This window comes from Frankia casuarinae, from assembly GCF_000013345.1.
GTDB classification, from domain to species: Bacteria; Actinomycetota; Actinomycetes; order Frankiales; family Frankiaceae; genus Frankia; species Frankia casuarinae.
Genome location: NC_007777.1, coordinates 5,331,453 through 5,351,373, shown reverse-complemented (window position 1 = coordinate 5,351,373; position 19,921 = coordinate 5,331,453). Strand labels below are relative to the sequence as shown.

At 70.3% G+C, this 19,921-nt stretch carries 19 protein-coding genes and 1 pseudogene; 10 read left to right on the top strand and 10 right to left on the bottom strand.

Annotated features, from left to right (window positions below; all coding sequences use genetic code 11):
* The first annotated feature begins 48 nt into the window (after window positions 1-48).
* The 6 genes from nifB to FRANCCI3_RS22630 all read left to right on the top strand — a co-directional run bounded on the left by nifB (window position 49) and on the right by FRANCCI3_RS22630 (window position 7,622).
* On the top strand, window positions 49-1,578 hold the full coding sequence (nifB, locus tag FRANCCI3_RS22655; RefSeq protein WP_369808114.1) for a nitrogenase cofactor biosynthesis protein NifB: 1,530 nt from the start codon (window positions 49-51) through the stop codon (window positions 1,576-1,578).
* Entirely contained in the window at window positions 1,575-2,195 is a 621-nt protein-coding gene (locus tag FRANCCI3_RS22650; protein WP_011438831.1) for an iron-sulfur cluster assembly accessory protein, read from the top strand. Before nifB ends, FRANCCI3_RS22650 begins: the two co-directional genes overlap by 4 nt.
* Before the next feature lie 47 nt (window positions 2,196-2,242).
* Entirely contained in the window at window positions 2,243-3,079 is an 837-nt protein-coding gene (locus FRANCCI3_RS22645; RefSeq protein ID WP_011438830.1) for a HesA/MoeB/ThiF family protein, read from the top strand.
* On the top strand, window positions 3,076-4,428 hold the full coding sequence (locus FRANCCI3_RS22640; protein ID WP_011438829.1) for a cysteine desulfurase family protein: 1,353 nt from the start codon (window positions 3,076-3,078) through the stop codon (window positions 4,426-4,428). Before FRANCCI3_RS22645 ends, FRANCCI3_RS22640 begins: the two co-directional genes overlap by 4 nt.
* A 114-nt stretch (window positions 4,429-4,542) precedes the next feature.
* A complete protein-coding gene (locus FRANCCI3_RS22635; protein WP_011438828.1) occupies window positions 4,543-6,546 on the top strand; it encodes a 2-oxoacid:acceptor oxidoreductase subunit alpha in 2,004 nt (667 codons plus the stop codon).
* Entirely contained in the window at window positions 6,543-7,622 is a 1,080-nt protein-coding gene (locus FRANCCI3_RS22630) for a 2-oxoacid:ferredoxin oxidoreductase subunit beta (protein ID WP_011438827.1), read from the top strand. The genes FRANCCI3_RS22635 and FRANCCI3_RS22630 overlap by 4 nt, the downstream gene beginning before the upstream one ends.
* A 487-nt stretch (window positions 7,623-8,109) precedes the next feature.
* Here the strand turns inward: FRANCCI3_RS22630 and fdxA are convergent, their stop codons facing one another.
* Together fdxA and FRANCCI3_RS22620 are read right to left on the bottom strand one after the other, a co-directional pair.
* Window positions 8,110-8,445, bottom strand: coding sequence for a ferredoxin (gene fdxA, locus FRANCCI3_RS22625; RefSeq protein WP_011438826.1), 336 nt, complete (start codon window positions 8,443-8,445; stop codon window positions 8,110-8,112).
* Window positions 8,446-8,765: 320 nt separating this feature from the next.
* Window positions 8,766-9,215, bottom strand: a complete 450-nt coding sequence (locus tag FRANCCI3_RS22620) for a carboxymuconolactone decarboxylase family protein (RefSeq protein ID WP_011438825.1) — start codon at window positions 9,213-9,215, stop codon at window positions 8,766-8,768.
* A 456-nt stretch (window positions 9,216-9,671) separates the two neighbouring features.
* Here FRANCCI3_RS22620 and FRANCCI3_RS22615 point away from each other — a divergent pair, with 456 nt between their 5' ends.
* On the top strand, window positions 9,672-10,118 hold the full coding sequence (locus tag FRANCCI3_RS22615) for a response regulator (protein WP_011438824.1): 447 nt from the start codon (window positions 9,672-9,674) through the stop codon (window positions 10,116-10,118).
* 175 nt (window positions 10,119-10,293) lie between these two features.
* On the opposite strand, the gene FRANCCI3_RS22610 is transcribed toward FRANCCI3_RS22615, so the two are convergent.
* The 3 genes from FRANCCI3_RS22610 to FRANCCI3_RS22600 form a co-directional block, all read right to left on the bottom strand.
* A complete protein-coding gene (locus FRANCCI3_RS22610; protein WP_011438823.1) occupies window positions 10,294-10,497 on the bottom strand; it encodes a cold-shock protein in 204 nt (67 codons plus the stop codon).
* Window positions 10,498-10,978: 481 nt separating this feature from the next.
* Window positions 10,979-12,181, bottom strand: a complete 1,203-nt coding sequence (gene fxlM / locus FRANCCI3_RS22605) for a methyltransferase, FxLD system (RefSeq protein ID WP_011438821.1) — start codon at window positions 12,179-12,181, stop codon at window positions 10,979-10,981.
* 5 nt (window positions 12,182-12,186) lie between these two features.
* Window positions 12,187-12,969 (bottom strand): thiopeptide-type bacteriocin biosynthesis protein, encoded by a 783-nt coding sequence (locus FRANCCI3_RS22600; protein ID WP_011438820.1) that lies wholly within the window; start codon window positions 12,967-12,969, stop codon window positions 12,187-12,189.
* Window positions 12,970-13,283: 314 nt separating this feature from the next.
* Here FRANCCI3_RS22600 and FRANCCI3_RS22595 point away from each other — a divergent pair, with 314 nt between their 5' ends.
* The gene (locus FRANCCI3_RS22595) at window positions 13,284-14,000 is read left to right on the top strand and encodes an OsmC family protein (protein WP_023840006.1); all 717 of its coding nucleotides are present in this window, start codon (window positions 13,284-13,286) and stop codon (window positions 13,998-14,000) included.
* Window positions 14,001-14,009: 9 nt separating this feature from the next.
* Here FRANCCI3_RS22595 and FRANCCI3_RS22590 read toward each other — a convergent pair whose 3' ends face one another.
* From FRANCCI3_RS22590 to FRANCCI3_RS29235, 5 genes and pseudogenes are all read right to left on the bottom strand, one after another.
* Complete coding sequence (locus FRANCCI3_RS22590) at window positions 14,010-15,479, bottom strand: cytochrome P450 (protein ID WP_011438818.1); 1,470 nt, start codon at window positions 15,477-15,479, stop codon at window positions 14,010-14,012.
* 93 nt (window positions 15,480-15,572) lie between these two features.
* Window positions 15,573-16,121 (bottom strand): hypothetical protein, encoded by a 549-nt coding sequence (locus tag FRANCCI3_RS22585; RefSeq protein ID WP_011438817.1) that lies wholly within the window; start codon window positions 16,119-16,121, stop codon window positions 15,573-15,575.
* A 36-nt stretch (window positions 16,122-16,157) separates the two neighbouring features.
* The gene (locus tag FRANCCI3_RS22580) at window positions 16,158-16,730 is read right to left on the bottom strand and encodes a hypothetical protein (RefSeq protein WP_011438816.1); all 573 of its coding nucleotides are present in this window, start codon (window positions 16,728-16,730) and stop codon (window positions 16,158-16,160) included.
* A 266-nt stretch (window positions 16,731-16,996) separates the two neighbouring features.
* Window positions 16,997-17,143 carry a hypothetical protein gene (locus FRANCCI3_RS29240; RefSeq protein WP_083503372.1) on the bottom strand — a complete coding sequence of 49 codons (147 nt, stop codon included), beginning with the start codon at window positions 17,141-17,143 and terminating at the stop codon, window positions 16,997-16,999.
* Window positions 17,144-17,184: 41 nt separating this feature from the next.
* Window positions 17,185-17,418 (bottom strand): annotated as a pseudogene (locus tag FRANCCI3_RS29235) (HAMP domain-containing protein); the annotation flags it as partial.
* A gap of 393 nt (window positions 17,419-17,811) precedes the next feature.
* On the opposite strand from FRANCCI3_RS29235, the gene FRANCCI3_RS22575 reads away from it, so the two are divergent.
* On the top strand, window positions 17,812-18,780 hold the full coding sequence (locus FRANCCI3_RS22575) for an extracellular catalytic domain type 1 short-chain-length polyhydroxyalkanoate depolymerase (protein ID WP_011438814.1): 969 nt from the start codon (window positions 17,812-17,814) through the stop codon (window positions 18,778-18,780).
* A 255-nt stretch (window positions 18,781-19,035) separates the two neighbouring features.
* Complete coding sequence (locus tag FRANCCI3_RS22570) at window positions 19,036-19,872, top strand: undecaprenyl-diphosphate phosphatase (protein ID WP_011438813.1); 837 nt, start codon at window positions 19,036-19,038, stop codon at window positions 19,870-19,872.
* Window positions 19,873-19,921: the final 49 nt, after the last annotated feature.

Sequence of the window (19,921 nt, the reverse complement as noted above, 5' to 3'; positions counted from 1 at the left end):
GCAACCCCCGTCAGCCTGCCGATGCTGCCCACCGACCCGGCAGGCGAGATGCCCCGGCAGGCCACCGGGCCGGCGCCCGACACCGCCGCCGGCTGCGCGAGCAAGTCCAGCTGTGGCACCAGCGCTCCGGTGCGGGACCCGGAGATCGCGGAGAAGATCGCCAATCATCCCTGTTACAGCGCCGAGGCCCACCAGTACTACGCCCGGATGCACGTGGCGGTCGCCCCAGGTTGCAACATCCAGTGCAACTACTGCAACCGCAAGTTCGACTGCGCCAACGAGAGCCGTCCCGGCGTCACCAGCACCCTGCTGTCCCCCGAGGACGCCCTCGCCAAGGTCAAGCTGGTGGCCAGCGAGATCAAGCAGATGAGCGTGCTGGGGATCGCCGGCCCCGGCGACCCGCTGGCGAACCCGAAGCCGACCTTCCGGACGATGGAACTGGTGGCCCGGGACTGCCCGGACATCAAGCTCTGCCTGTCTACCAACGGGCTGACCCTGCCGGACCACGTCGACCGCATCGCCGAACTGAACGTCGACCACGTCACCATCACGATCAACATGATCGACCCCGAGGTCGGGGAGCGGATCTACCCGTGGATCGCCTTCCGCGGTAAGCGGTACACCGGCCGGGAGGCGTCCCGGATCCTCTCCGAGCGTCAGCTCGAGGGCCTGGCGATGCTCACCGAGCGGAAGATTCTCTGCAAGGTCAACTCGGTGATGATCCCCGGGATCAACGATGACCACCTCGTCGAGGTCTCCCGGAAGGTCAAGGAGCTCGGCGCCTTCCTGCACAACGTGATGCCGCTGGTGTCGGCGCCCGAGCACGGCACCCACTTCGGCCTGACCGGGCAGCGCGGCCCCACCCCACAGGAGCTCAAGGCGCTGCAGGACCGCTGCGAGCAGGACGACGGCGCCGAGATGAACATGATGCGGCACTGCCGGCAGTGCCGCGCCGACGCCGTCGGCCTGCTCGGTGAGGACCGGGGTGAGGAGTTCACTCCCGAGGCGTTCCGTGGCCGTGAGATCGAATACGACCTCGAAGGCCGCCGGCAGACGCATAGCGAGATCGAACGGTGGCGCTCCGAGGTGGCTGCCACCCGGGGAGCGCTGAACATCTCGACCGGCGCGGTCATTCCCTCTGGCCCGGGCGCATCCCCCGATGAGGGCACCCCGGCCGGGGCCCGCCCGGGGAACGCCCGCCCGGAGAACGTCGTGCTCGTCGCTGTAGCGACCAAGGGCAGCGGCGTGGTGAACCAGCACTTCGGTCACGCGACCGAGTTCTGGATCTACGAGGGGGGTCCGGGCTGGGCCCGGCTCGTGCAGACCCGCGACGTGGACCGCTACTGCAACGGCCCGTCGGACTGCGACGAGGACGCCTCCAAGCTCGACAAGACGGTCGCGATGCTGTCCGACTGCGCGGCGGTGTTGTGCAGCAAGATCGGCCTCGGGCCGCGCGAGGCGCTCGAGAATGCCGGGATCGAACCGGTGGAGCTCTACGACCTGATCGAGAAGGCGGTGGCCGAGGTCGGCTCCCGCCTTGTCGCACATCGTGCCGAAGCGGAGGTTGCCGTCCGATGAGCGCCACCACCCCCACCGTCGAACTGACCGACCGGGCCGTGAAGCAGGTCCGTCACCTGCTCGCCTCGACCCCCGGCACGGGCGGGTTCAGCCTGCGGATCGGCGTCGACCCCGGTGGCTGCGCCGGCTTCACCTACAACCTGGCGCTCGTCCCCGGTGCCGAGGCCGAGGACGTCGTCATCGGCCAGGACGGCTTTGACGTCGTCGTCCACTCGTCGATGGTTCACCTGCTGCGCGGGCTGCGCGTGGACTACACCGAGACGCTGACCTCCTCCGGGTTCACCTTCCAGAACCCGAACGCGACCAGCTCCTGCGGCTGCGGGACGTCCTTCGGTGCCTCGGACTCCACCGAGCGCACCGCCGCGGACGCCCGCCTGCGCGAGCAGGTCGAGGAGATCATGGAGGAGATCCGGCCCTTCCTGCGGGGAGACGGCGGGGACGCCGAGGTCGTCGCGACTCTCGCCGGCAACGGCGAGCCCGGGACGGCGGAGGTGCACCTGCGCCTTACCGGAGCCTGCGGCGGGTGCTCCAGCGCCACCGCGACCCTGACCGGCGTCATTGAGAGCCGGTTGAAGGAGGCCCTGCCCGAGATCGGCCGGGTCGCGCTGGTGTCCTGACAACGCACTACTTGATCACCTGTTCGGCCTAACCCGGGGAGCGCCCGATGGTCACCGCCCGATTCCGTTCCCACCCGCGTCTGCTGGGGTCCATCTGTGCCGGGCCGCCGGCACCGTACCCATCCCGTCGGCAGGCGCCGTCCGTCTTCGACCCGAATCGACGGTACGAGCGGCAGTTGGGTATTCCGGGCTTCGGAGTGTCCGCTCAGCGGCGGCTCAGCGGCGCGACCGTCCTGGTGGCGGGGGTGGGCGGGGTCGGCGGAGCGGCGGCGACCTACCTGGCCGCCGCCGGCATCGGCCGGCTGATCCTGGTCCATCCGGGCGTTCTGGAGGAGCCGGACCTCAACCGGCAGACCCTGATGCGGCCCGACCGGGTGGGCGACGCCCGGGTGGAGTGCGCGGCCGACACCCTGCGCGCACACCACCCGGACGTCGAGATCGTCGCCCTGGACCGGGATCTGACCGATCCCAGCCTGCCCCGTCTGATCGCCGAGGCGGACGTGGTGGTCGACGCTCGGCACAACTTCCCCGAGCGGTATCTGCTCAACCGGCTGTGCCTGGCGACGCAGATCCCCCTGGTCGTCGCCGCGATGAACGCCACCGAGGCGTATCTGCTGGTGGTCCGGTCGGGTTCGCCCTGCCTGCGGTGTGTGTTCCCGGAGGGGGACCCGTCCTGGGAGCCCCTCGGTTTCCCGGTGCTCGGCGCGGTCGCCGGAACGGTGGGCTGCCTGGCGGCGACCGAGGCGCTGAAGATCGCCGGTGGATTCGCCGAGCCGGCGGTCGGCCGGCTGATCCACCTCGACCTGTGGGACACGGACCTGCGTACGCCGCGGACGCGGCGCGATCCCGCCTGCGTGGACTGCGGCTCTGGAGGCGCACCGTGATCTATCTTGACCACAACGCGACGACCCCGGTCGACCCGGAGGTTGTCCGGGCGATGCTGCCGCTGCTGCGGGACCACTTCGCGAATCCGGCCAGCTCGCACCCGGCGGGGCAGGCCGTCGCCCGGCTCGTCGAAGGAGCCCGGCGGGACGTGGCGAACCTCGCCGGCGCCCAGCCGCGTGACGTCATCTTCACCAGCGGGGCGACCGAGGCGGCCAACCTGGCGATCGCCGGGGTCCTGGCCACCGCCCCGCCGTCCTGCCGCCGCGTACTCGTCGGAGCGACCGAGCATCGGGCGGTCCTCGCCGCGGCGGAGGCCGCGGCGCGGGTGCACGGGGCGATCGTGCAGACCATCCGGGTTCATCCCGACGGCACGATCGACCTCAATCATCTGCGCGCGCTGCTGCAACCGGTATGGGACGGTTCCGCCGTCGCGGGGAACGGGGGGGTTCTCGGGGCCTCCGTCTCGAAGGTCGCCCTGGTGGCGGTGATGACGGCGAACAACGAGACCGGGACGCTGAACGACCCGCGGCCCATCGCCGAGCTCGCCCACGGGGCGGGGGCGTTCTACCTCGCCGACATCACCCAGACACTGGGCCGGATGCCGGTCTCGGTCGCGGACGCCGGCATCGACCTCGCCCTCGCGTCCGCGCACAAGCTCTACGGGCCCAAGGGCACCGGCGCGCTGATCGCCGGCCGACACGCCCGGTCGCAGCTGGCACCGCTGATCCACGGCGGTGGGCAGGAACGGGGCCTGCGCGCCGGCACGGTCAACACCGCCGGGGTGGTCGGCTTCGGCGCCGCGGCGCGGATCGCCGCCGCGGTGATGGACGACGAGGCCCCGCGGCAGCGGGCCCAGACCGAGCTGCTGCACGATCTGCTCGTCGAGTGGCTCGGCGTCGATGCCGTCGAGCTCAACGGGCCGAGTGAGCGCGGCGGGAGCCGCGAATGCCGGCTGCCGAACACCATCAACCTGCGGTTCGTCGGTGCCGACGCCGACGCCGTCCAGGCCTGTCTGCCGGACGTGGCGGTGTCCGCGGGCTCCGCCTGTCACGGGGGCGGCGCCGAGCCGTCCCATGTGCTCACCGCGATGGGCCGGTCGACCACGGCGGCCATGGAGAGCCTGCGGTTCAGCGTGGGCCGGTTCACCAGCGTCGACCAGATCCACGCCGCCGCCGCCGCGGTGGCTCGCGCGGTGCTGCGCGTGCGTGCCCTGGAGCAGAACCGGTCGAACGATCTTTTCGACGGCCCCACCACCGAGTTCCGGGCGCAGGAGATCCCCACCGACCGGGTGTTCTCGCGGGCCCTGCGCATGCCCGAGGTGCCCGCCCCCCGATCCGCCTATCCCTGACCCGTTCCCCCCACGCTTCCCTGACCCCGCTTCCGTGCTGTCAGCGTTGCCACGCGCGGTTCCGCTCGCCCGGCGCGGGCGTGCGTAGCTGAGAAGTTGAGATGAGGTTTCGCCATGCCAACCGAACAGTTGTCCGAACGACCAGATCCGGGGGTCACGCAACTGGAACACGTGGTGATCCGTTTTGCCGGTGACTCCGGCGACGGGATGCAGCTCACCGGTGACCGGTTCGGCGCCCAGGCCGCCGCGGGCGGCAACGACGTGGCAACGTTGCCGAACTACCCGGCGGAGATCCGGGCGCCAGCCGGAACCGTGGCCGGGGTGTCGAGCTACCAACTCCACATCGCTGACCACGACATCAGGACCCCGGGCGACCGGCCCGACGTTCTGGTCGCCATGAACCCCGCGGCGCTCAGGGCGAACATCGCCGAGCTGCGTCCCGGCGGGGTCCTGATCGTGGACACCGACGCGTTCACGGTGATGGGCCTGGAAAAGGCCGGTTACGAGGCCGATCCCCTGACCAACGGGTCGCTGGACGCCTACCACGTGCACGCGATCAACCTCACCGGTCTCGCCGCCACGGCCGTCGCCGAGTTCAACCTGAAGCGCAAGGACGCCGCCCGGACGAAGAACATGTTCGCGCTCGGCCTGGTGTCCTGGATGTTCAGTCAGCCCATCGAGGACACGATCGCCTACCTGCAGAAGCGGTTCGCCGCGAAGCCGGACGTGCAGGCCGCGAACATCGCCGCGCTGCGGGCCGGGTGGATCTACGGCGACACCACCGAGGCCTTCGCGCTCTCCTACGAGGTGAAGCCGGCCAAGCTGCCCGCCGGCACCTACCGGCACATGAAGGGCAACAAGGCGATCGCCTACGGCCTGGTCGCCGCCGCGCAGCAGGCCGGGATGCCGCTGTTCCTCGGCGCCTACCCGATCACTCCCGCCTCCGACATTCTGCACGAGCTGAGCGCGCTCGCCTCCTTCGACGTGCGCTCCTTCCAGGCCGAGGACGAGATCGCCGCCATCGGTTCCGCGATCGGCGCGTCCTTCGCCGGGATGCTCGGCGTGACCGTCACCTCCGGTCCCGGGATGGCCCTGAAGACCGAGGCTCTCGGCCTTGCGGTGATCATGGAGCTGCCGCTCGTTGTCGTCAACGTGCAGCGCGGCGGGCCGTCGACCGGTCTGCCGACCAAGACCGAGCAGTCCGACCTGCTCCAGGCCCTGTACGGCCGGCACGGCGAGGCGCCGCTGCCGGTGATCGCGGCGCGTTCGCCCGCGGACGGCTTCGACGCCGCGCTGGAGGCAGCCCGGATCGCGCTGGCCTACCGCACCCCGGTCATCCTGCTGTCCGACGCCTACGTCGCCAACGGCAGCGAGCCGTGGCGGGTGCCCGAGACGGCGGAGCTGCCCACCATCGGGATCGATCTCGCCACCGGCCCGAACGGGGTGGACGAGGCCGGTAACCCGATCTTCCTGCCGTACGTGCGGGACCCGATCACGTTGGCCCGCCCGCTGGCGATCCCGGGTACCCCGGGGCTCACGCACCGCATCGGCGGTCTGGAGAAGGCCGACTTGACCGGTGCGGTCTCCTACGACCCCGACAACCATGACCTGCTGGTCCGCACCCGACAGTCCAAGATCGATAACATCGACGTGCCGCTCCTGGAGGTCGATGATCCCAGCGGGCCCCCCGGATCCGGCGCCGATGTGCTGGTGATCGGATGGGGCTCGACGTGGGGGCCGATCGGTGAAGCCTGCCGCCAGGTGCGGCGCGACGGCATGAAGGTCGCCCAGGCGCACCTGCGCCATCTCGCCCCGCTGCCGGCGAACCTGGCCTCGGTGCTGTCGGAGTACCACACCGTGCTCGTCCCCGAGATGAACCTCGGGCAGCTCGCCGGACTCCTGCGCCGGGAATGCCTGATCGACACCGTCGGCTACAACCAGACCCGCGGCATGCCGTTCCGGGTCGCCGAGCTTACCTCCGTCATCAGCCGGATCATCCAGGGCATCGACGAGGAGCCGTCGGCGGATGCGGCCTCGAAGCCGGTCGGGGACGTGAGCGCCCGGTTGAACGTACACCTTGGTTCGAAGCTCGGCACGGCCGGGGAGGCAGGACGATGATCTCGCTGAATGGTGGATCCGGAGAACCGTCGGGTGACTTGGCGGGACGGCCGGCGCTGACCGCGCAGGACTACATGACCGGCAACGAGGTCCGCTGGTGCCCCGGCTGCGGGGACCACGCCATCCTCTCGACGATGCGGGGTCTGCTGCCGGCCCTCGGCGTCCCGCCCGAGAACATCGTGATCGTGTCCGGCATCGGGTGCTCCTCGCGGTTCCCCTACTACCTCGACACCTACGGCATCCACTCGATCCACGGCCGGGCGCCGTCCTTCGCGACCGGTGTCTCGATCAACCGGCCGGACCTGGCGGTGTGGGTCGTAACCGGTGACGGCGACGCGCTGTCGATCGGCGGTAACCACCTTATTCACGCGCTGCGTCGCAACGTGAATCTCAAGATCATGTTGTTCAACAACCAGATCTACGGTTTGACGAAGGGTCAGCATTCGCCGACCTCCAGGATCGGCACGATCAGCCCGTCGAGCCCCCACGGGTCGCTCGACAACCCGTTCGACCCGGTTGCGCTCGCGCTCGGCGCCGGCGCGACGTTCGTCGCCCGCACGATCGACTCGGACCGTCGCCACCTCACCGCCACCCTCACCGCCGCCGCGGCGCATCAGGGAGCGGCGCTGGTGGAGATCCGGCAGGGCTGCCCCACGTTCAACGCGATCCCCCGTCAGCCGAAGCGGTCCGATGCCGATGCCGATGCCGGCGCCGCCGGGGCGAAGGGCGAGCAGGGGCCGATCCGGCTCTCGCCCGGTATGCCGGTGGTTTTCGGCGTGGACGAGCAGTACGCCGTGATCCGCGACCCGGCCACCGGGGAGCTGGCGGTCGGGCACAGCGGTGACCCCCGCGTCGTGGTGCACGATCCGACGGTGGAGAACTCGACCTATGCCTACGCCCTGGCCCAGTTGGCGCAGGCGGAGTTTCCGGAGCCGCCGATCGGCGTCTACCGGTCGGTCTCGCATCCCGTGTTCGACCAGCTGTTCCAGGAGCGGCTGGCGACCGCCCGGCCCGGCGGCCTGGGCGATCTGCGGACGTTGCTCCAGGGCGCCGACTCCTGGACGGTGGCCGGGTAGGTCGCAGCCGGGTGACCTACGGCCGGGATGAGACCTACGGCTGAGGCGAACCGGACCGATGGACGGTCGTCGGATGGATGCTCGGGGGGCGGGGGATCAGGCCTGTCGGGGCTGGCCTGATCCCCTCAGGGGGTCCGTTACGGTGCCCGCCCCGGCCTCGGCCCGGAGTGATTTCGGTTCCGGCCCCACGTGGTTTCCGTCATGTTCTCCGGTCGCCTGGCGATGACGTCTGCATGCCGTTTTCCGGGATTTTTGTCACGCCGCCTTCTCGTCAATCGACATTCCGCGGCGCGTCATCTGGTCGACGGCACGACCGGTCGACATCACCCGTTGGGAAACCCGCAACTCTGCTTCGGTCTCGGCCCCTGTTTCGCCCCCGAAATGTAGAGGGCCGGTGCCCGGACGGGGTGGGTCCTGAGCACCGGCCGTGGGCCGGCGGTCTCGCTGACGCCGTGGCCGCGTCAGCCTTCGCCGGCGGCTTGTCTCGTCAGCGTCTGTAGGACGCGACGAAAGCGGTGTCCGCTCCGATCGGGCCGATCTTGCCGGCGCCGCCCGGATTACCGATCGGAGCATCCCGACCAGGCAGGATGTCGGTGAAGAACCGGGCCTCGTCCGCGATGAACTCGGCCTCGCTCGCCGGCACGATCCGGGTACTCTTGATCGCGTCGACCGGACAGACCGACGCGCAGGCTCCGCAGTCGATGCACTCGTCCGGGTTGATGTACAGCTTGCGGCTGCCCTCGTAGATGCAGTCGACCGGGCACTCCTCCACGCAGGCGGTGTCCTTGACATCAATGCAGGGCGACAGGACGACAAACGTCATCGGAGCCTTCTTCCCCGTTCGCCTGCGGTCACGGGAAAATCGTAACAGGATGCCGCCGGCCGGGGTGGGTGGAACTGTAAAGGACAGGTAAACAACTCGTCCGTAGGGCAACGAATTTCGATGGCCCGAAACGGGGGACGAGGAAATCTCCAGGGATATTTTTAACCATGAGATTTTCCTTGCCTGTAGCCGGGCCGTCCGGGCCCGTCCGCCGGAGGGCGGTGGCACCCGCGCCGGCGTGTCCTCAGCCGGTCTTGACGACGGTCTGCGGGCACCACCGTCCGTTGGGCCGCCGGCGCGGCGGGTCCTCTGTCGCCGGTTCAGACGTCGGTGTTGCCGGGGGGCTGAACCTGGGCGGTTGATGGAGCGTGTCCCGGCGAGGCCGGGGTTACGTGCCCGAGCGGCGCCGTACCGTCCCCCGCCTCGTGCCGCTCGGCGCGGAAACGCCTGAAGGCGGCGAACGCGCGCGGGCCGTAGACCGACGCCGGTCCGCCGTTCATCAGCAGTGCCACCCCGATGGCCTCGGCCGCCTCCTGGCAGGTCGCACCCTGCCGGACGGCGCCGTGAGCGTGTGCCTCGATGCAACCGTCGCACTGGGTGCTCACGGCGAGCGCCAGTGCGATCAGCTCCTTCGTGCGGCTGTCCAGGGCGCCGTCACGGAGAGCCGCGTCGCCCAGGGTGCCGAGCCCCCGGTATACGTCCGGGATCAGCCGACGCAGTTCGCGGGCATGCGGGCGGATCTCGTCTTGGACCGGGCTGCCGGAGCTCATGACCCCTTGCCTTCCCGCCGGGGACGACCGGGAACCGCCACGCCGGGAACGGCCGAAGCTCGGCCTCGTGCCCGGGCGGTCGGGGTAGCCGGGCGGTCGGGGTAGCCGGGCGGTCGTGGGGTCGTGGGTGCCCGGGCGGTCGCGGCGAGGCCGAAAACGGTGAGCCTCGGCTCGTCCTCGGACTTGTCCCTGTTAGGGGGGCGACAGACCACTTCCATTGGCGTACCGTCAGACATCGCCAAAGTCCGTGCATCGATTCCGGGGTGTCCGGTTACCGTTCCGGGCCGGACGGACTCCGCCCGCGCCTGCTCGCGGCCCCGCTCACGCTCTCGAGGAGCGGCCGTCCCGCGCCGTAGGCGCTGATTGTCCTGTCCGCCCTGGCCCCGCTTTACATCCCCTACCCCCGCTTCTCGTCCGGCTGCCATGCCATGGCGGCCTCTACTTCGAGGTATCCAGATGACGGCGAGTGTCCGTACGGACCCGTTCGACGTACTGCTGGTTGAGGACGACCCGGGGGATGTCCTCATGACCCGCGAAGCGTTCGCGGATGATCGGATCAACGGCAGGCTGCATGTCGTGAACGACGGCATCCAAGCCATGGCGTTCCTTCGCCGGGAGGAGCCCTTCACACAGGCCCCGGCGGCCGACCTGATCCTGCTGGACCTCAACCTGCCGCGCCGGGGCGGCATCGAGGTGCTGGCCGAGGTCAAGGCCGACACCGACCTGCGACGCATCCCCGTCGTGGTGCTCTCCACCTCGGGCGCTGCCGAGGACATCCTGCGCAGCTACAACCTGCACGCCAACGCCTACGTGACGAAGGCGGTCGATTTCGACCGGTTCGTCGACGACGTGCGGTTCATCGACGACTTCTTCATCACCGTGGTTCGGTTGCCCGGGCGCTGATCTGGTCGCTCGTCAGGTGCACATGGCCCATGATCGAGCGGTGCCCGCCGACGGCGTCGGTCAACTACTGCGGTGAGACTACCGGCCTGCCAACACAACATCGGCCAACGCAACATCGGCGCGCGGCTCCCACGGGAGCCGCGCGCCGACGCGTAAGGCTGGGGGTGGTACGGCCTCAGACGGGCTGGACGTTGTCCGCCTGCGGTCCCTTCTGGCCCTGCACGATCTCGAACTGGACGCTCTGGCCCTCATCCAGGGACTTGTAGCCGTCCGCCACGATCGAGGAGTAGTGGACGAACACGTCCGGGCCGCCACCGTCGACGGAGATGAATCCGAAGCCCTTCTCCGCGTTGAACCACTTGACGGTACCCTGCGCCACGATTATTTCTCCTTGCCGCGCTCCCGGTAAGCGTCCTTCGCGTACCGGCCTCGCCCCAGACCCCGGCCGGTGCCGTGGTCCAGTCGTGCCGTTCTCTGCGTAGGTCACGCACGGAAGAACAAGCAACACCTACAGCCTACCCCTCCACCGACGTGGTGTGCCCGCTTGGCTCTTGTCCCGTCCGACTCGATGCGAAGCAGCTGGCGAAACGTCGGTTATCGGCACCCAGCGAGTGTAGTAGCCGGGGGCCGGCGCTCGCGTAGCCGCTGCATCTCGGCGTCGGCGATGATGACCCGGGACCTGCCATCCGGGTGGCGCCGCGGGTGGCGCCGCGGGTGATCCACCCCGGTAGATCCGGGCGTCGAGGGCTGGGCAGGATGGCCGGTCACGGGGGACGAGGGGAAACCGTGGTGCGACGAGAGCGAACGTCGTGGGTGCCGCATCTGTCGATGTGGTGAAGGCCATCGGGTCCCGCCTCTTCTCAGGGCTGCCAGCGGACGGTGAGTCGGCTGTTCGGCCGATCGACGCGGTGTCCGGCGACGGTCTGGTCCTCCAGGGTGTCCGCGGCATGGGCCGTTACGACAGGTTCGGCGGGGCCTTCTTTGCGCCACTGGTGCAGCAGATCGGTGAGGTGCGCGGTGAGGGTGGCCGCGTGGGGTCCGTGGGCGGTGACGCCGAGTTCGTCGGTGTCGGATGCGAGGGGACGCAGGGTGACGTAGGCGATGGTGGTGCCGTCGTGGATGGTGGCCCCGGCCCAGCGCCGTGTCGGAGTGAGCTGGCTGTCAGGGCGGACGGTGGTGTCGACGGCGAGGCGGCCGAAGCGGGCGCCCATGGTGACGAGCCACAGGTCGAGGTGCGCGGTCGGTTCGTCGTCGTGGATCGTCAGCCCCGTCCATAGGTTGTGGGGTGGGCTGGCCGCCGCGGCGCGCAGCGCCGGCTCGTCGGCGGGGTCGTGGTCGTCGACGTGCAGGGCGACACCGTCTGCGAGGGCGAGGGTACGGCCGGTGTGGGCGTCGGCGCCACGTAGGGGGACGAATCCGCAGACGAGCGCCGAGCGGCTGACGAGCCGGCCCGGCTCAACGGCGTCGAGCGGGAGGGAGCGGGTCAGGCCGCTTCCGTGGAGACGGAGAGGCACGACGATACGACCGGCGGGGGCGAGCTGGTTCCACCAGCCCTTGGCCAGGTCCCAGGCCCCGGCCGTGATGACGATCCGATCGTAGGGCGCTCCGCCCGGGTGGCCCGCCGCACCATCGGCGTGGACAACGTCCACGCGTTCGTAACCGGCCTTGACCAGTGCGGTGCGCGCGCCTGCGGCGAGCTCCTCGTCGATCTCGATGGTGGTGACCTGGCCGGTCGGGCCGGTGAGTTCGGCGAGGAGTGCTGCGTTGATGCCGGTGGCGGTGCCGATCTCCAGGACGCGGTGGCCGGGGTGGACGCCGGCCTGTTCGAGCATGGCGGCGACGAGGCTGGGTTGGGATGCTGAGGACAGCGCGGTGCCGTCGGGGGCGCGGCGGGTGACGACGACCTGGGGGGCGTAGGCGGTTTCCAGGTCGACGTCGGGCAGGAACAGGTGTCGCGGGACCGTGCGGAACGCGGCTTCGACCTGGGCGGTTCGGAATGTGCCCCAGCGGTGGATGTCGGCGACCAGGTTGTCGCGGAGCTGTTCGGGGGTGCGGGTGGTCATCGTGGTCACCGTTCGTCAGGGATCGGGCCGGGGTCATCGAAGATGATGGCGGCGGTGGTGTGGGCGAGCTGCGCCTGGTCGGCGGCGGGGAAGCCGAGCCGGTTCCAGGCGAACAGGATGTGATGGGCAAGAACGGCGCGGAGGCCGCGGGTGAGCTGGCCCTGGTTGGCGAGGTTCGCGAGTGACCGACCCGCGTGCCGGAACGCTGCCGGCCACGCCGGTAGCGCTTTGAGGGGCTGCACGGTGCGGGCGGCGAGAAGTTGCCGGACGGCGTTTCGGGTAGCCGCCGTGGCGGCGGGCTGCCGCGCACTGGCCTGGCGGGTGCGGCGGTGACTGGCGACGCGGGTCCAGACGTCACCCTGTTCGTAGTAGTCCTGGCCAGCTGACCTCAGCAGCGCCGCGGCCAGCACGAGTCCGACCTCGGCCCGATGCTCGGGGCGGGCTCGGTCGAGGTGGGCGAGGACGTTGCGGCTGTCGTGGTGGAAGAGCTGATGCGCGACGTCCATGCCGGCGGGGCCACCGAAGGCGTGGATCTCAGGCTCGTAGACGGCGGGTGCCCAGCGGTGGACCGCGTCGCCGTTGAGCACGGCGCGGAGCCTGCCGTCGCCGGACTCCGCGGGGTTGCGCCCGTCCCGATTTGGGCCTGGGCGCCAGCGGATCCGCCAGGAGGCTGCCTTCCTGGTGAACCACCACAGGCTGATCCCGTCCGTCTGCTCAGCTGAGGTCAGCAGTGGTGCCAGCTGGGTAACCCCCAGATGTTCGGCGGCACGCCAGTCTTGGCACCACACCGTAGCGCTCTGTGGCGGTCTATGATGGTCACGCGAGCCTTAAGGAGTGGGCCGAGTCGCAGGCCGTGGCGTACGTGACCGCGCGCCGTTGGTACGCGGCCGGTGTGCTCCCGGTTCCGGCGCGCAAGGTCGGTGGGCTGATCCTCGTCGGCGGACATGCGGCAGGGCCGGTCCGCGCCACGCCGTTCAAAGGACCTCATCCCCAGCGCGGTGGGCGTCCATCTGGCCCCGCTGGCCGGGACCGATGGCCCCTGATCAATACCGTTCATCGTCCTAACCTCGGCATGGCAGGTACAAGACGTCAGGGGGGCGTGATGAACGGACCGAGAACGAAGTCAGCCGATGCGCTCGCGCGCGACGTGATCCGGACCGCCCATGGGCAGGACATGATCATCGGACGGCTTCCCCTGGATGGGGAGGGCCAGGGCGCCAGCCAGATCATTCTGAACGTCGGCTGCCAACGGCACGACCGCGGCGAGGAGTGGGCGCACCTGACCGTGCCCGAGGCGCGGCAGCTGGCCGGACGGCTGCTGGCGCAGGCCGCGGCAGCCGAACGCGACCGCGAGGATGCCGTCGGGACAGCAGACTCGGCGCTTGACCGCGGGCGGGACACGGCTGGGTCCGGAGACGGTCACCCGGGCCGGATCGATGTGGCCTACCTTGCGGGTGAGTCGTACGCGATCGGGGTCCGTGGACACGAGATGCTGGTTGACCAGCCGCTGCGGCACGGTGGTGACGACATCGCGGCGACGCCGACAGAGTTGTTCGTCGCCTCACTCGCATCCTGCGTCGCCTTCTACGCCGGCCGGTACCTCACCCGCCATGGCGTGTGCCGGGACGGTCTGCGGGTTGCTGCCGAGTTCGACATGGCGACTGACCGACCCGCCCGGGTGGCGGCGGTGCGGCTGCGAATCGCCGTTCCCGCCAGTCTGCCGGAACGGCGCCGGCCCGGCCTCGTAGCGGTGGCCTCGCACTGCACCGTCCACAACTCGCTGCACCAGCCGCCCGACGTCGGCATAGAGATCGCCTGATAAAGGCCGCTACCGGTTCGGGTACCTACCGTGGGCGATCATGGGTAGGCCGTCCTTCGGTCGCAGGGTGACCAGGGGTTGCGGTGTGACGGGCAGGCCGGGTACGGGGGTGAAGGACCAGCGGCGGGCGATAGCGGCCAGGGCGAGCACGCCTTCGGTGATGGCGAAGGTGTTGCCGATGCACTGGCGGGGGCCGGCGCCGAACGGGAAGTAGGCGAAGCGAGGCCGCATCTTCGGCCCGGCGTCGGCCGGCTCATCGGCGGTGTCGGGCCCGGTCCAGCGGATGGGGTCGAAGAGTTCCGGTCGCGGCCACCAGCGCTCGTCGCGGTGCACCACCCATTGGCTGAAGACCAGGGTGGAGCCGGCGGGCAGGCGGTAGCCGGCGACGTCGCGGTCTTCGACGAGGTGGCGGCCCATGGCCCAGACGGGCGGGTACAGCCGCATCGCCTCGCTGATGACCGCGTTGGTGTAGGGCAACTGGGGCAGGTCGTCGATCGTCGGCCGCCGCTCGCCGAGCACCCGGTCGAGTTCGGCCTGCAGAGTCGCCAGTACTTCCGGATCCCGGCCGAGTAGGTGGAACGTCCAGGTCAGTGCGTTAGCGGTGGTCTCGTGGCCGGCGAGCAGGAGGGTGAGCGCCTCGTCGCGGACCTGGGAGTCGTCCATCGACGCGCCGGTGTCGGCGTCGCGGGCGGTCAGCAGCAGGGACAGCAGGTCGTTACCGGTGGCGCCGGTGGCGCGGCGGTCGGCGATCAGATCGTGGACGACGCGGTCGAGCGCGTTCCGGGCGTCTCGTCGGCGCCGGGGCGCCGGGAGCGGTAGCCGTTCGAGGGTAGTGAAGCCGGGAAGTTGGGCTCGGCGGGCTGCGGGCATGTTCTGGTCGAGAGCGGCCCGAATGACGTCGACGACGTGGCTGTCCAGGTCGACGTCGAACAGGGTCCGGGCGACGATCGCCAGGGTCATCTCGGTCATCTCGGTGTGCACGTCGAGGCGCTGCCCGTCCCGCCAGCCGTCGGCGGTCTTGTCCGCGATGGCCGCGAAGGCGTCGGCGTAGCCGGCGATCCGCTGCTTGTGGAACAGCGGCTGCAGCAGCCGGCGCTGCTGGCGGTGGGTGTCCCCGGCGCTGGTCAGCAGGCCCTGGCCCAGCAGCAGTGCCAGCGGCTGCACCACCGTTCGCCGGGAACCGGCGCCGCGGCGTACGGCACCTTTGGCGTAGGCCCGGTGTCCGCTGACCAGGGCGTCAGCGATCGCGTCCGGGTCGGTGACGAGGAAGGCCGACACCGGCCAGCTCGCCAGGCGCACCACTGGCCCATGGGCGCGGGCCAGCTCGTTGAGCCGGGTGAGCGGGTCGGCACGCAGCCGCCGGATCGCCTCGACCGGCCCCTCTCCCGAGCCGGGCACCCTGTCGGAGGTCTTGATGTCGGAGGTCTTGGCTGTGGATGGTGGCGCGGCGACGGAGCGGACGTGGGGAGCGCGGCTCATCACGACTTCCTTTCGGGCGGAGATGGGAGCGAGTGGGGTGGACGCAGGGGAAGCGGGCGCGCGGTGCTGAGGGCGCGCGGTGCTAATAGCCGATTAGCTGACGAGCACCACCGCGACGAGAAGGCCGATCTTCACGGCGAGGGCGACGTCGGCGGTCCGGCCGGTGGCGTGCGGCAGGCCGACCGCCGTCAGCAGGGTTACGGCGGCGCGCCGGACCGCCGGCCACAGCAGGACGGCCAGGCTCGCGCCGCACCCCGCGACGGCCAGTCGAAGGCCCACCGGGCCGGCAGCGACGACGCCGGCGATGGTCGACGCCGCGATAAGGGCGAATGCCTTGACAGCCGCGAAGGCCGTGACCGTCCGGCGAGCGCGGAGCAGAAGGGCGGACACGGCCGCGGACACGGCGACCATGACCAGAGCGGTCAGCGGGGTCAGCGGCTCGGGCCCAGTCTCGGCCAGGCGGGTGACATGCAGGTGCGGCAGCTGCTGTTCGAGCCGCAGTGCCGCTGCCGTCAGCACGGTGAGCGCAGCGACGCCGGCTTGCACACCGCGCAGGACCGCCACGGCCGCGACCACCAGGAGCAGACGGCGCAGACGTCTCCGGGCCGGCGTGCCCCCGTGGCCGACGAGCGGCCTGGTCACCGAATGTTCTCCTAAAGTCACTGGTCGCATGTGCGCCTACGCGGAGCAGGCCCACGCGATCGAACCGGCGAGCGTTCGGCCGCCGGTGCTCGTCGCCGAGAAGGAGACGTCGCCACCAGTAGCGGTGACCTGCGCGGTGGCCGGTACGGCGGTGACCGCGTAGTGGGCATCCGGGCCGGTCATCGACACGGTCACCGAAGCCTGGTAGCTCCCTGGCCCGTGGTAACCGGCCACCCGCACGACGTCCGAGACGGCGTAGCCGTGGACCGAGCCGCTCGCCGACGCCACGTAGCGGGCGCCCGCGGTCTGGCAGCTCACCACCGTGTCGACGTGGCCGGAGACCGCCACCGGGGAGGTGATGGCCACGGTCAGGGAGCCCGGCCCGCCGGCACCCTTCCCGACCGCATCCGTGGATGTCGCGGCAGCCGACGCCGCCGCCGACACCGGTGTCGTTGAGGTTGGCTGGTCGGCTGCCTGCCCGGCGGTCGCCGTCGCCGGCGCGGCGGTCACTACCCGGGCGCCAGGCTGGCAGGCCGCGATGGTAAGCAGCGCCGCGCCGGCAACGGTAGCCGTTGCGAGACCTCGACGGACCGGAGCCTGAAGGTTCATGGGAACGGGACACCTGCCTTCGGGAGATCGGAGATGGTCAGGTGGCCCCGACGGGTGACCGTGGGAGCCAGCCGGCTGGGTGCCACGGTTTCCGTGGACCGGCTGTGCCCGTGTCCCCTGCCAGCAAGGCAAGAACATCAGCCTGGAATGAGAACCCTTTTCCGGCAAGATGTGAGGCACATTCGGATCCGCAGTTTTCTTGCTATGACCGGGCAACCCGCGGAGGCGGTGAACGCGGCGTCACTGGTCGAAACGGGCCGGCCCGGTCAGAGGAGGTTGACGGGCCGGACCGCGGCCAATTCCTCCCCTGTGCCGGCGGGGAGGACGATGCGGACGGTGGTGCCGGCGCCGGGGGCGCTGTCGAGGGTGGCGGTGCCGTCGTGGGCGGCGGCGATGGCGGCGACGATCGCCATTCCGAGGCCGCTGCCGGTCCGGCCACCGCCGCGGCTGCCGGCCGCCGACGGTCCTCGAAGGCCGCCTGAATCTGGCCGAGCATGGTGTTGAGCGCCGCCGCGAGCTGACCGGTCTCGGTGCGCGGACGCCCCGGCGGGACCCGCCGAGCCAGGTCGCCGCCGGCGATGGCGGCCGCCGTACGGGTGATGTCCCGCAGCGGGCGTAGCCCCCGGCCGAGCAACAGCCAAGCCGCCGTACCGGTCAGCGTGAGTACGGCCGCACCAGCGGCGGCCTCGTCCAGGGTCACATCGGCGAACGTGAGCACCGGCGCCGGCGGCACCCTGGCCGGGTCTCCCGCACTCATCCCCACCTCTTCCCGCATCCCCACCTCTTTCCGCCGCCCTTCAGCCCTCGCCAGCCCGGCCGGCGGGCTCCACCCCCGGCCACTACGAGGTCAGCGGCTCGTCGCACCCCGCATTCCATACAAGAAAGATGTGAATTCCGTACGAAAGCGGGTGGTGAGACGTAGTGGCGTAGGTGGCTGTCGAACTCGTACTCGGCGCGGTCGGCACCACGCCGCCCGCTCCCGGCACGCTATGGCGCGAGCAGATCAAAATCATGGTTGGGCGGGTATGCCAGGCTGTGGGCATTCCCTTGCCCGCTTATGGGCGCCGACCAGAGGGGTTCGATGATCATCCGCTTCCCCCGCACGTCTTGGTTGCTCGCCGTGTTCGTCGCTGGCGCGGTCGCCCTCACCGGCTGCTCGGGGCCGCTTCGGCGCTCCGCGGCAGGCCCGGCAGAGCCCGCCAGCACCGCGACGGCTTCTACGCCGGCCGCTGTCCCGGTCGGATCGTCGGTACGGTCGATCAACGTCGGCGGCGCCACCCGCGCCTACCGGCTGTACCGGCCGCCGACTCTGCCCGCGCGGGCGCCGCTCGTCGTCATGATCCACGGCGGTTTCGGTGGCGCGGAGCAGGCCGAGAACTCCTACGGCTGGGACGCCGAGGCCGACCGCGGCCATTTTCTCGTCGCCTATCCCGAAGGGCAGAACCATGCCTGGTCCGTCGGCGGCGGTTGTTGCGGAAAGCCCGGTGCGACCGGCGTGGATGATGTCGCCTTCATCACTGGCATGGTAGCCGCCATCCAAGCCGCCGTACCGGTCGACACCGCCCGTATCTACGCCACCGGAATCTCCAACGGCGGCATGATGGACTACCGGTTGGCCTGCGACACCACCATTTTCGCCGCGATCGGACCCGATTCGGCGACCCTGCTCGGCACCTGCCCCGCACCGCGGCCAATCTCCGTCATCGCCATTCACGGCACCGCGGACCACACCGTACGCTACTACGGCGGCGAGGGTGACGGGGTCGCAAAAATCAACGGACCGGCCGTCCCGTTCGTGAACGCGATGTGGCGTACCGCCGATCATTGTGCCACCCCGGCCACAACCACTACGGAAAGCGTCACCACCTTTATCGCCACCTGCCCGCAGGGACGGGCCGTGGAACTGGTCACCATTGCCGGCGCGGGCCACCAGTGGCCCGGCGGTGCCCGCCACCCGACGGCCGAGCGAATCCTGCATCTCGACCCGCCGTCAACCGCCCTGAATGCCACCGCGACCATCTGGGCCTTCTTCACCCATCAGGCAAGGTGAACCGCACGCCGGCGGGACTCTCGTTCTCCTCGTCCGCGGCGCTGCTGTGGCGGGCGGGCCCTGACCCGGCTGGATCTGCCCGTCGTGACCCGCACCGAGGCGGCCGTCGCCCGGGCGACGGCTCGATGTGCGCTGACCCGGGCGCTGGCCGCCTGACGGCCGCGTGGCCCGCCCCACCGGGAGCAGATGATCCTCGTCGTCATACACTGCCCTGCGCGATCAGCAGGTGGCGTGTACCGGTGCGGAAGGGTCCATGTGAACGTCCTGGAAGCGGTGTTTCTCGGCGCGGTCGAGGGGCTGACGGAATTTCTGCCGGTGTCCAGCACCGGACATCTGACAATTTTGGAGAAGCTGCTCGGCCACGACATCGACGACCCGGACATCACCGCTTTCACCGCGATCATCCAGGTCGGTGCGGTCTTCGCCACCCTGCTTTACTTCCGGCATGATTTCCGGCGCCTTCTGGCGGCGTGGGGCCGCGGTGTGCGCGATCCCGCCTGGCGGGAGCATCCGGATTACCGGTTCGGCTGGGCCGTCATTCTCGGATCGATTCCCATCGGCCTGGTCGGGGTGGCCTTCAAGGATCAGATCGAGACCACGCTACGCAGCCTGTGGTTCGTCGGCGGTGCGCTGATCCTCTGGAGCGGGGTGATGGGGTACGCGGACCACGTCGGTACCCAGAAACGTCACGAGGAGGACGTGACGTGGAAGGACACCCTGGTGATCGGCATCGTGCAGTGCATGGCGCTGATCCCGGGTATCTCGCGATCCGGGGCGACCATGTCGGCGGGGTTGCTGCGTGGCCTGGACCGGGTGGCGGTGACCCGGCTGTCCTTCTTCCTGTCCATCCCGGCCCTGATGGCGGCCGCGGCGCTGCAGGTCCTCACGAAGTCCGACGACATCGCCGACGGGGTGGGCTGGCCGGCGACGATCATCGCGACCGTGGTCAGCTTTGCCGTCGCCTACGTCGCGATCGCCTGGCTGTTGAAGTTCATTGCCAGACACAGCTACAGCGTTTTCATCGGTTACCGGCTGGCGCTCGGTGCCACCGTGCTCTTCCTCGTGGCCACTGGGATCGTCTCGGCGACCTGAGCCGGCGACCTGAGCCGGCGACCATCTTCGTCCGGCTCCCGCGGGGCGG

Coding starts and splice junctions, on each gene's coding strand:
- FRANCCI3_RS22645 (WP_011438830.1), top strand. CDS start 2,243: ATGGTCACCGCCCGATTCCGTTCCCACCCGCGTCTGCTGGGGTCCATC.
- fxlM (WP_011438821.1), bottom strand. CDS start 12,181: ATGACCACCCGCACCCCCGAACAGCTCCGCGACAACCTGGTCGCCGAC.
- FRANCCI3_RS29240 (WP_083503372.1), bottom strand. CDS start 17,143: ATGGCGATCGTCGCCGCCATCGCCGCCGCCCACGACGGCACCGCCACC.
- nifB (WP_369808114.1), top strand. CDS start 49: ATGCCCCGGCAGGCCACCGGGCCGGCGCCCGACACCGCCGCCGGCTGC.
- fdxA (WP_011438826.1), bottom strand. CDS start 8,445: ATGACGTTTGTCGTCCTGTCGCCCTGCATTGATGTCAAGGACACCGCC.
- FRANCCI3_RS22595 (WP_023840006.1), top strand. CDS start 13,284: ATGAACGGACCGAGAACGAAGTCAGCCGATGCGCTCGCGCGCGACGTG.
- FRANCCI3_RS22630 (WP_011438827.1), top strand. CDS start 6,543: ATGATCTCGCTGAATGGTGGATCCGGAGAACCGTCGGGTGACTTGGCG.
- FRANCCI3_RS22615 (WP_011438824.1), top strand. CDS start 9,672: ATGACGGCGAGTGTCCGTACGGACCCGTTCGACGTACTGCTGGTTGAG.
- FRANCCI3_RS22590 (WP_011438818.1), bottom strand. CDS start 15,479: ATGAGCCGCGCTCCCCACGTCCGCTCCGTCGCCGCGCCACCATCCACA.
- FRANCCI3_RS22650 (WP_011438831.1), top strand. CDS start 1,575: ATGAGCGCCACCACCCCCACCGTCGAACTGACCGACCGGGCCGTGAAG.
- FRANCCI3_RS22575 (WP_011438814.1), top strand. CDS start 17,812: ATGATCATCCGCTTCCCCCGCACGTCTTGGTTGCTCGCCGTGTTCGTC.
- FRANCCI3_RS22620 (WP_011438825.1), bottom strand. CDS start 9,215: ATGAGCTCCGGCAGCCCGGTCCAAGACGAGATCCGCCCGCATGCCCGC.
- FRANCCI3_RS22580 (WP_011438816.1), bottom strand. CDS start 16,730: ATGAACCTTCAGGCTCCGGTCCGTCGAGGTCTCGCAACGGCTACCGTT.
- FRANCCI3_RS22635 (WP_011438828.1), top strand. CDS start 4,543: ATGCCAACCGAACAGTTGTCCGAACGACCAGATCCGGGGGTCACGCAA.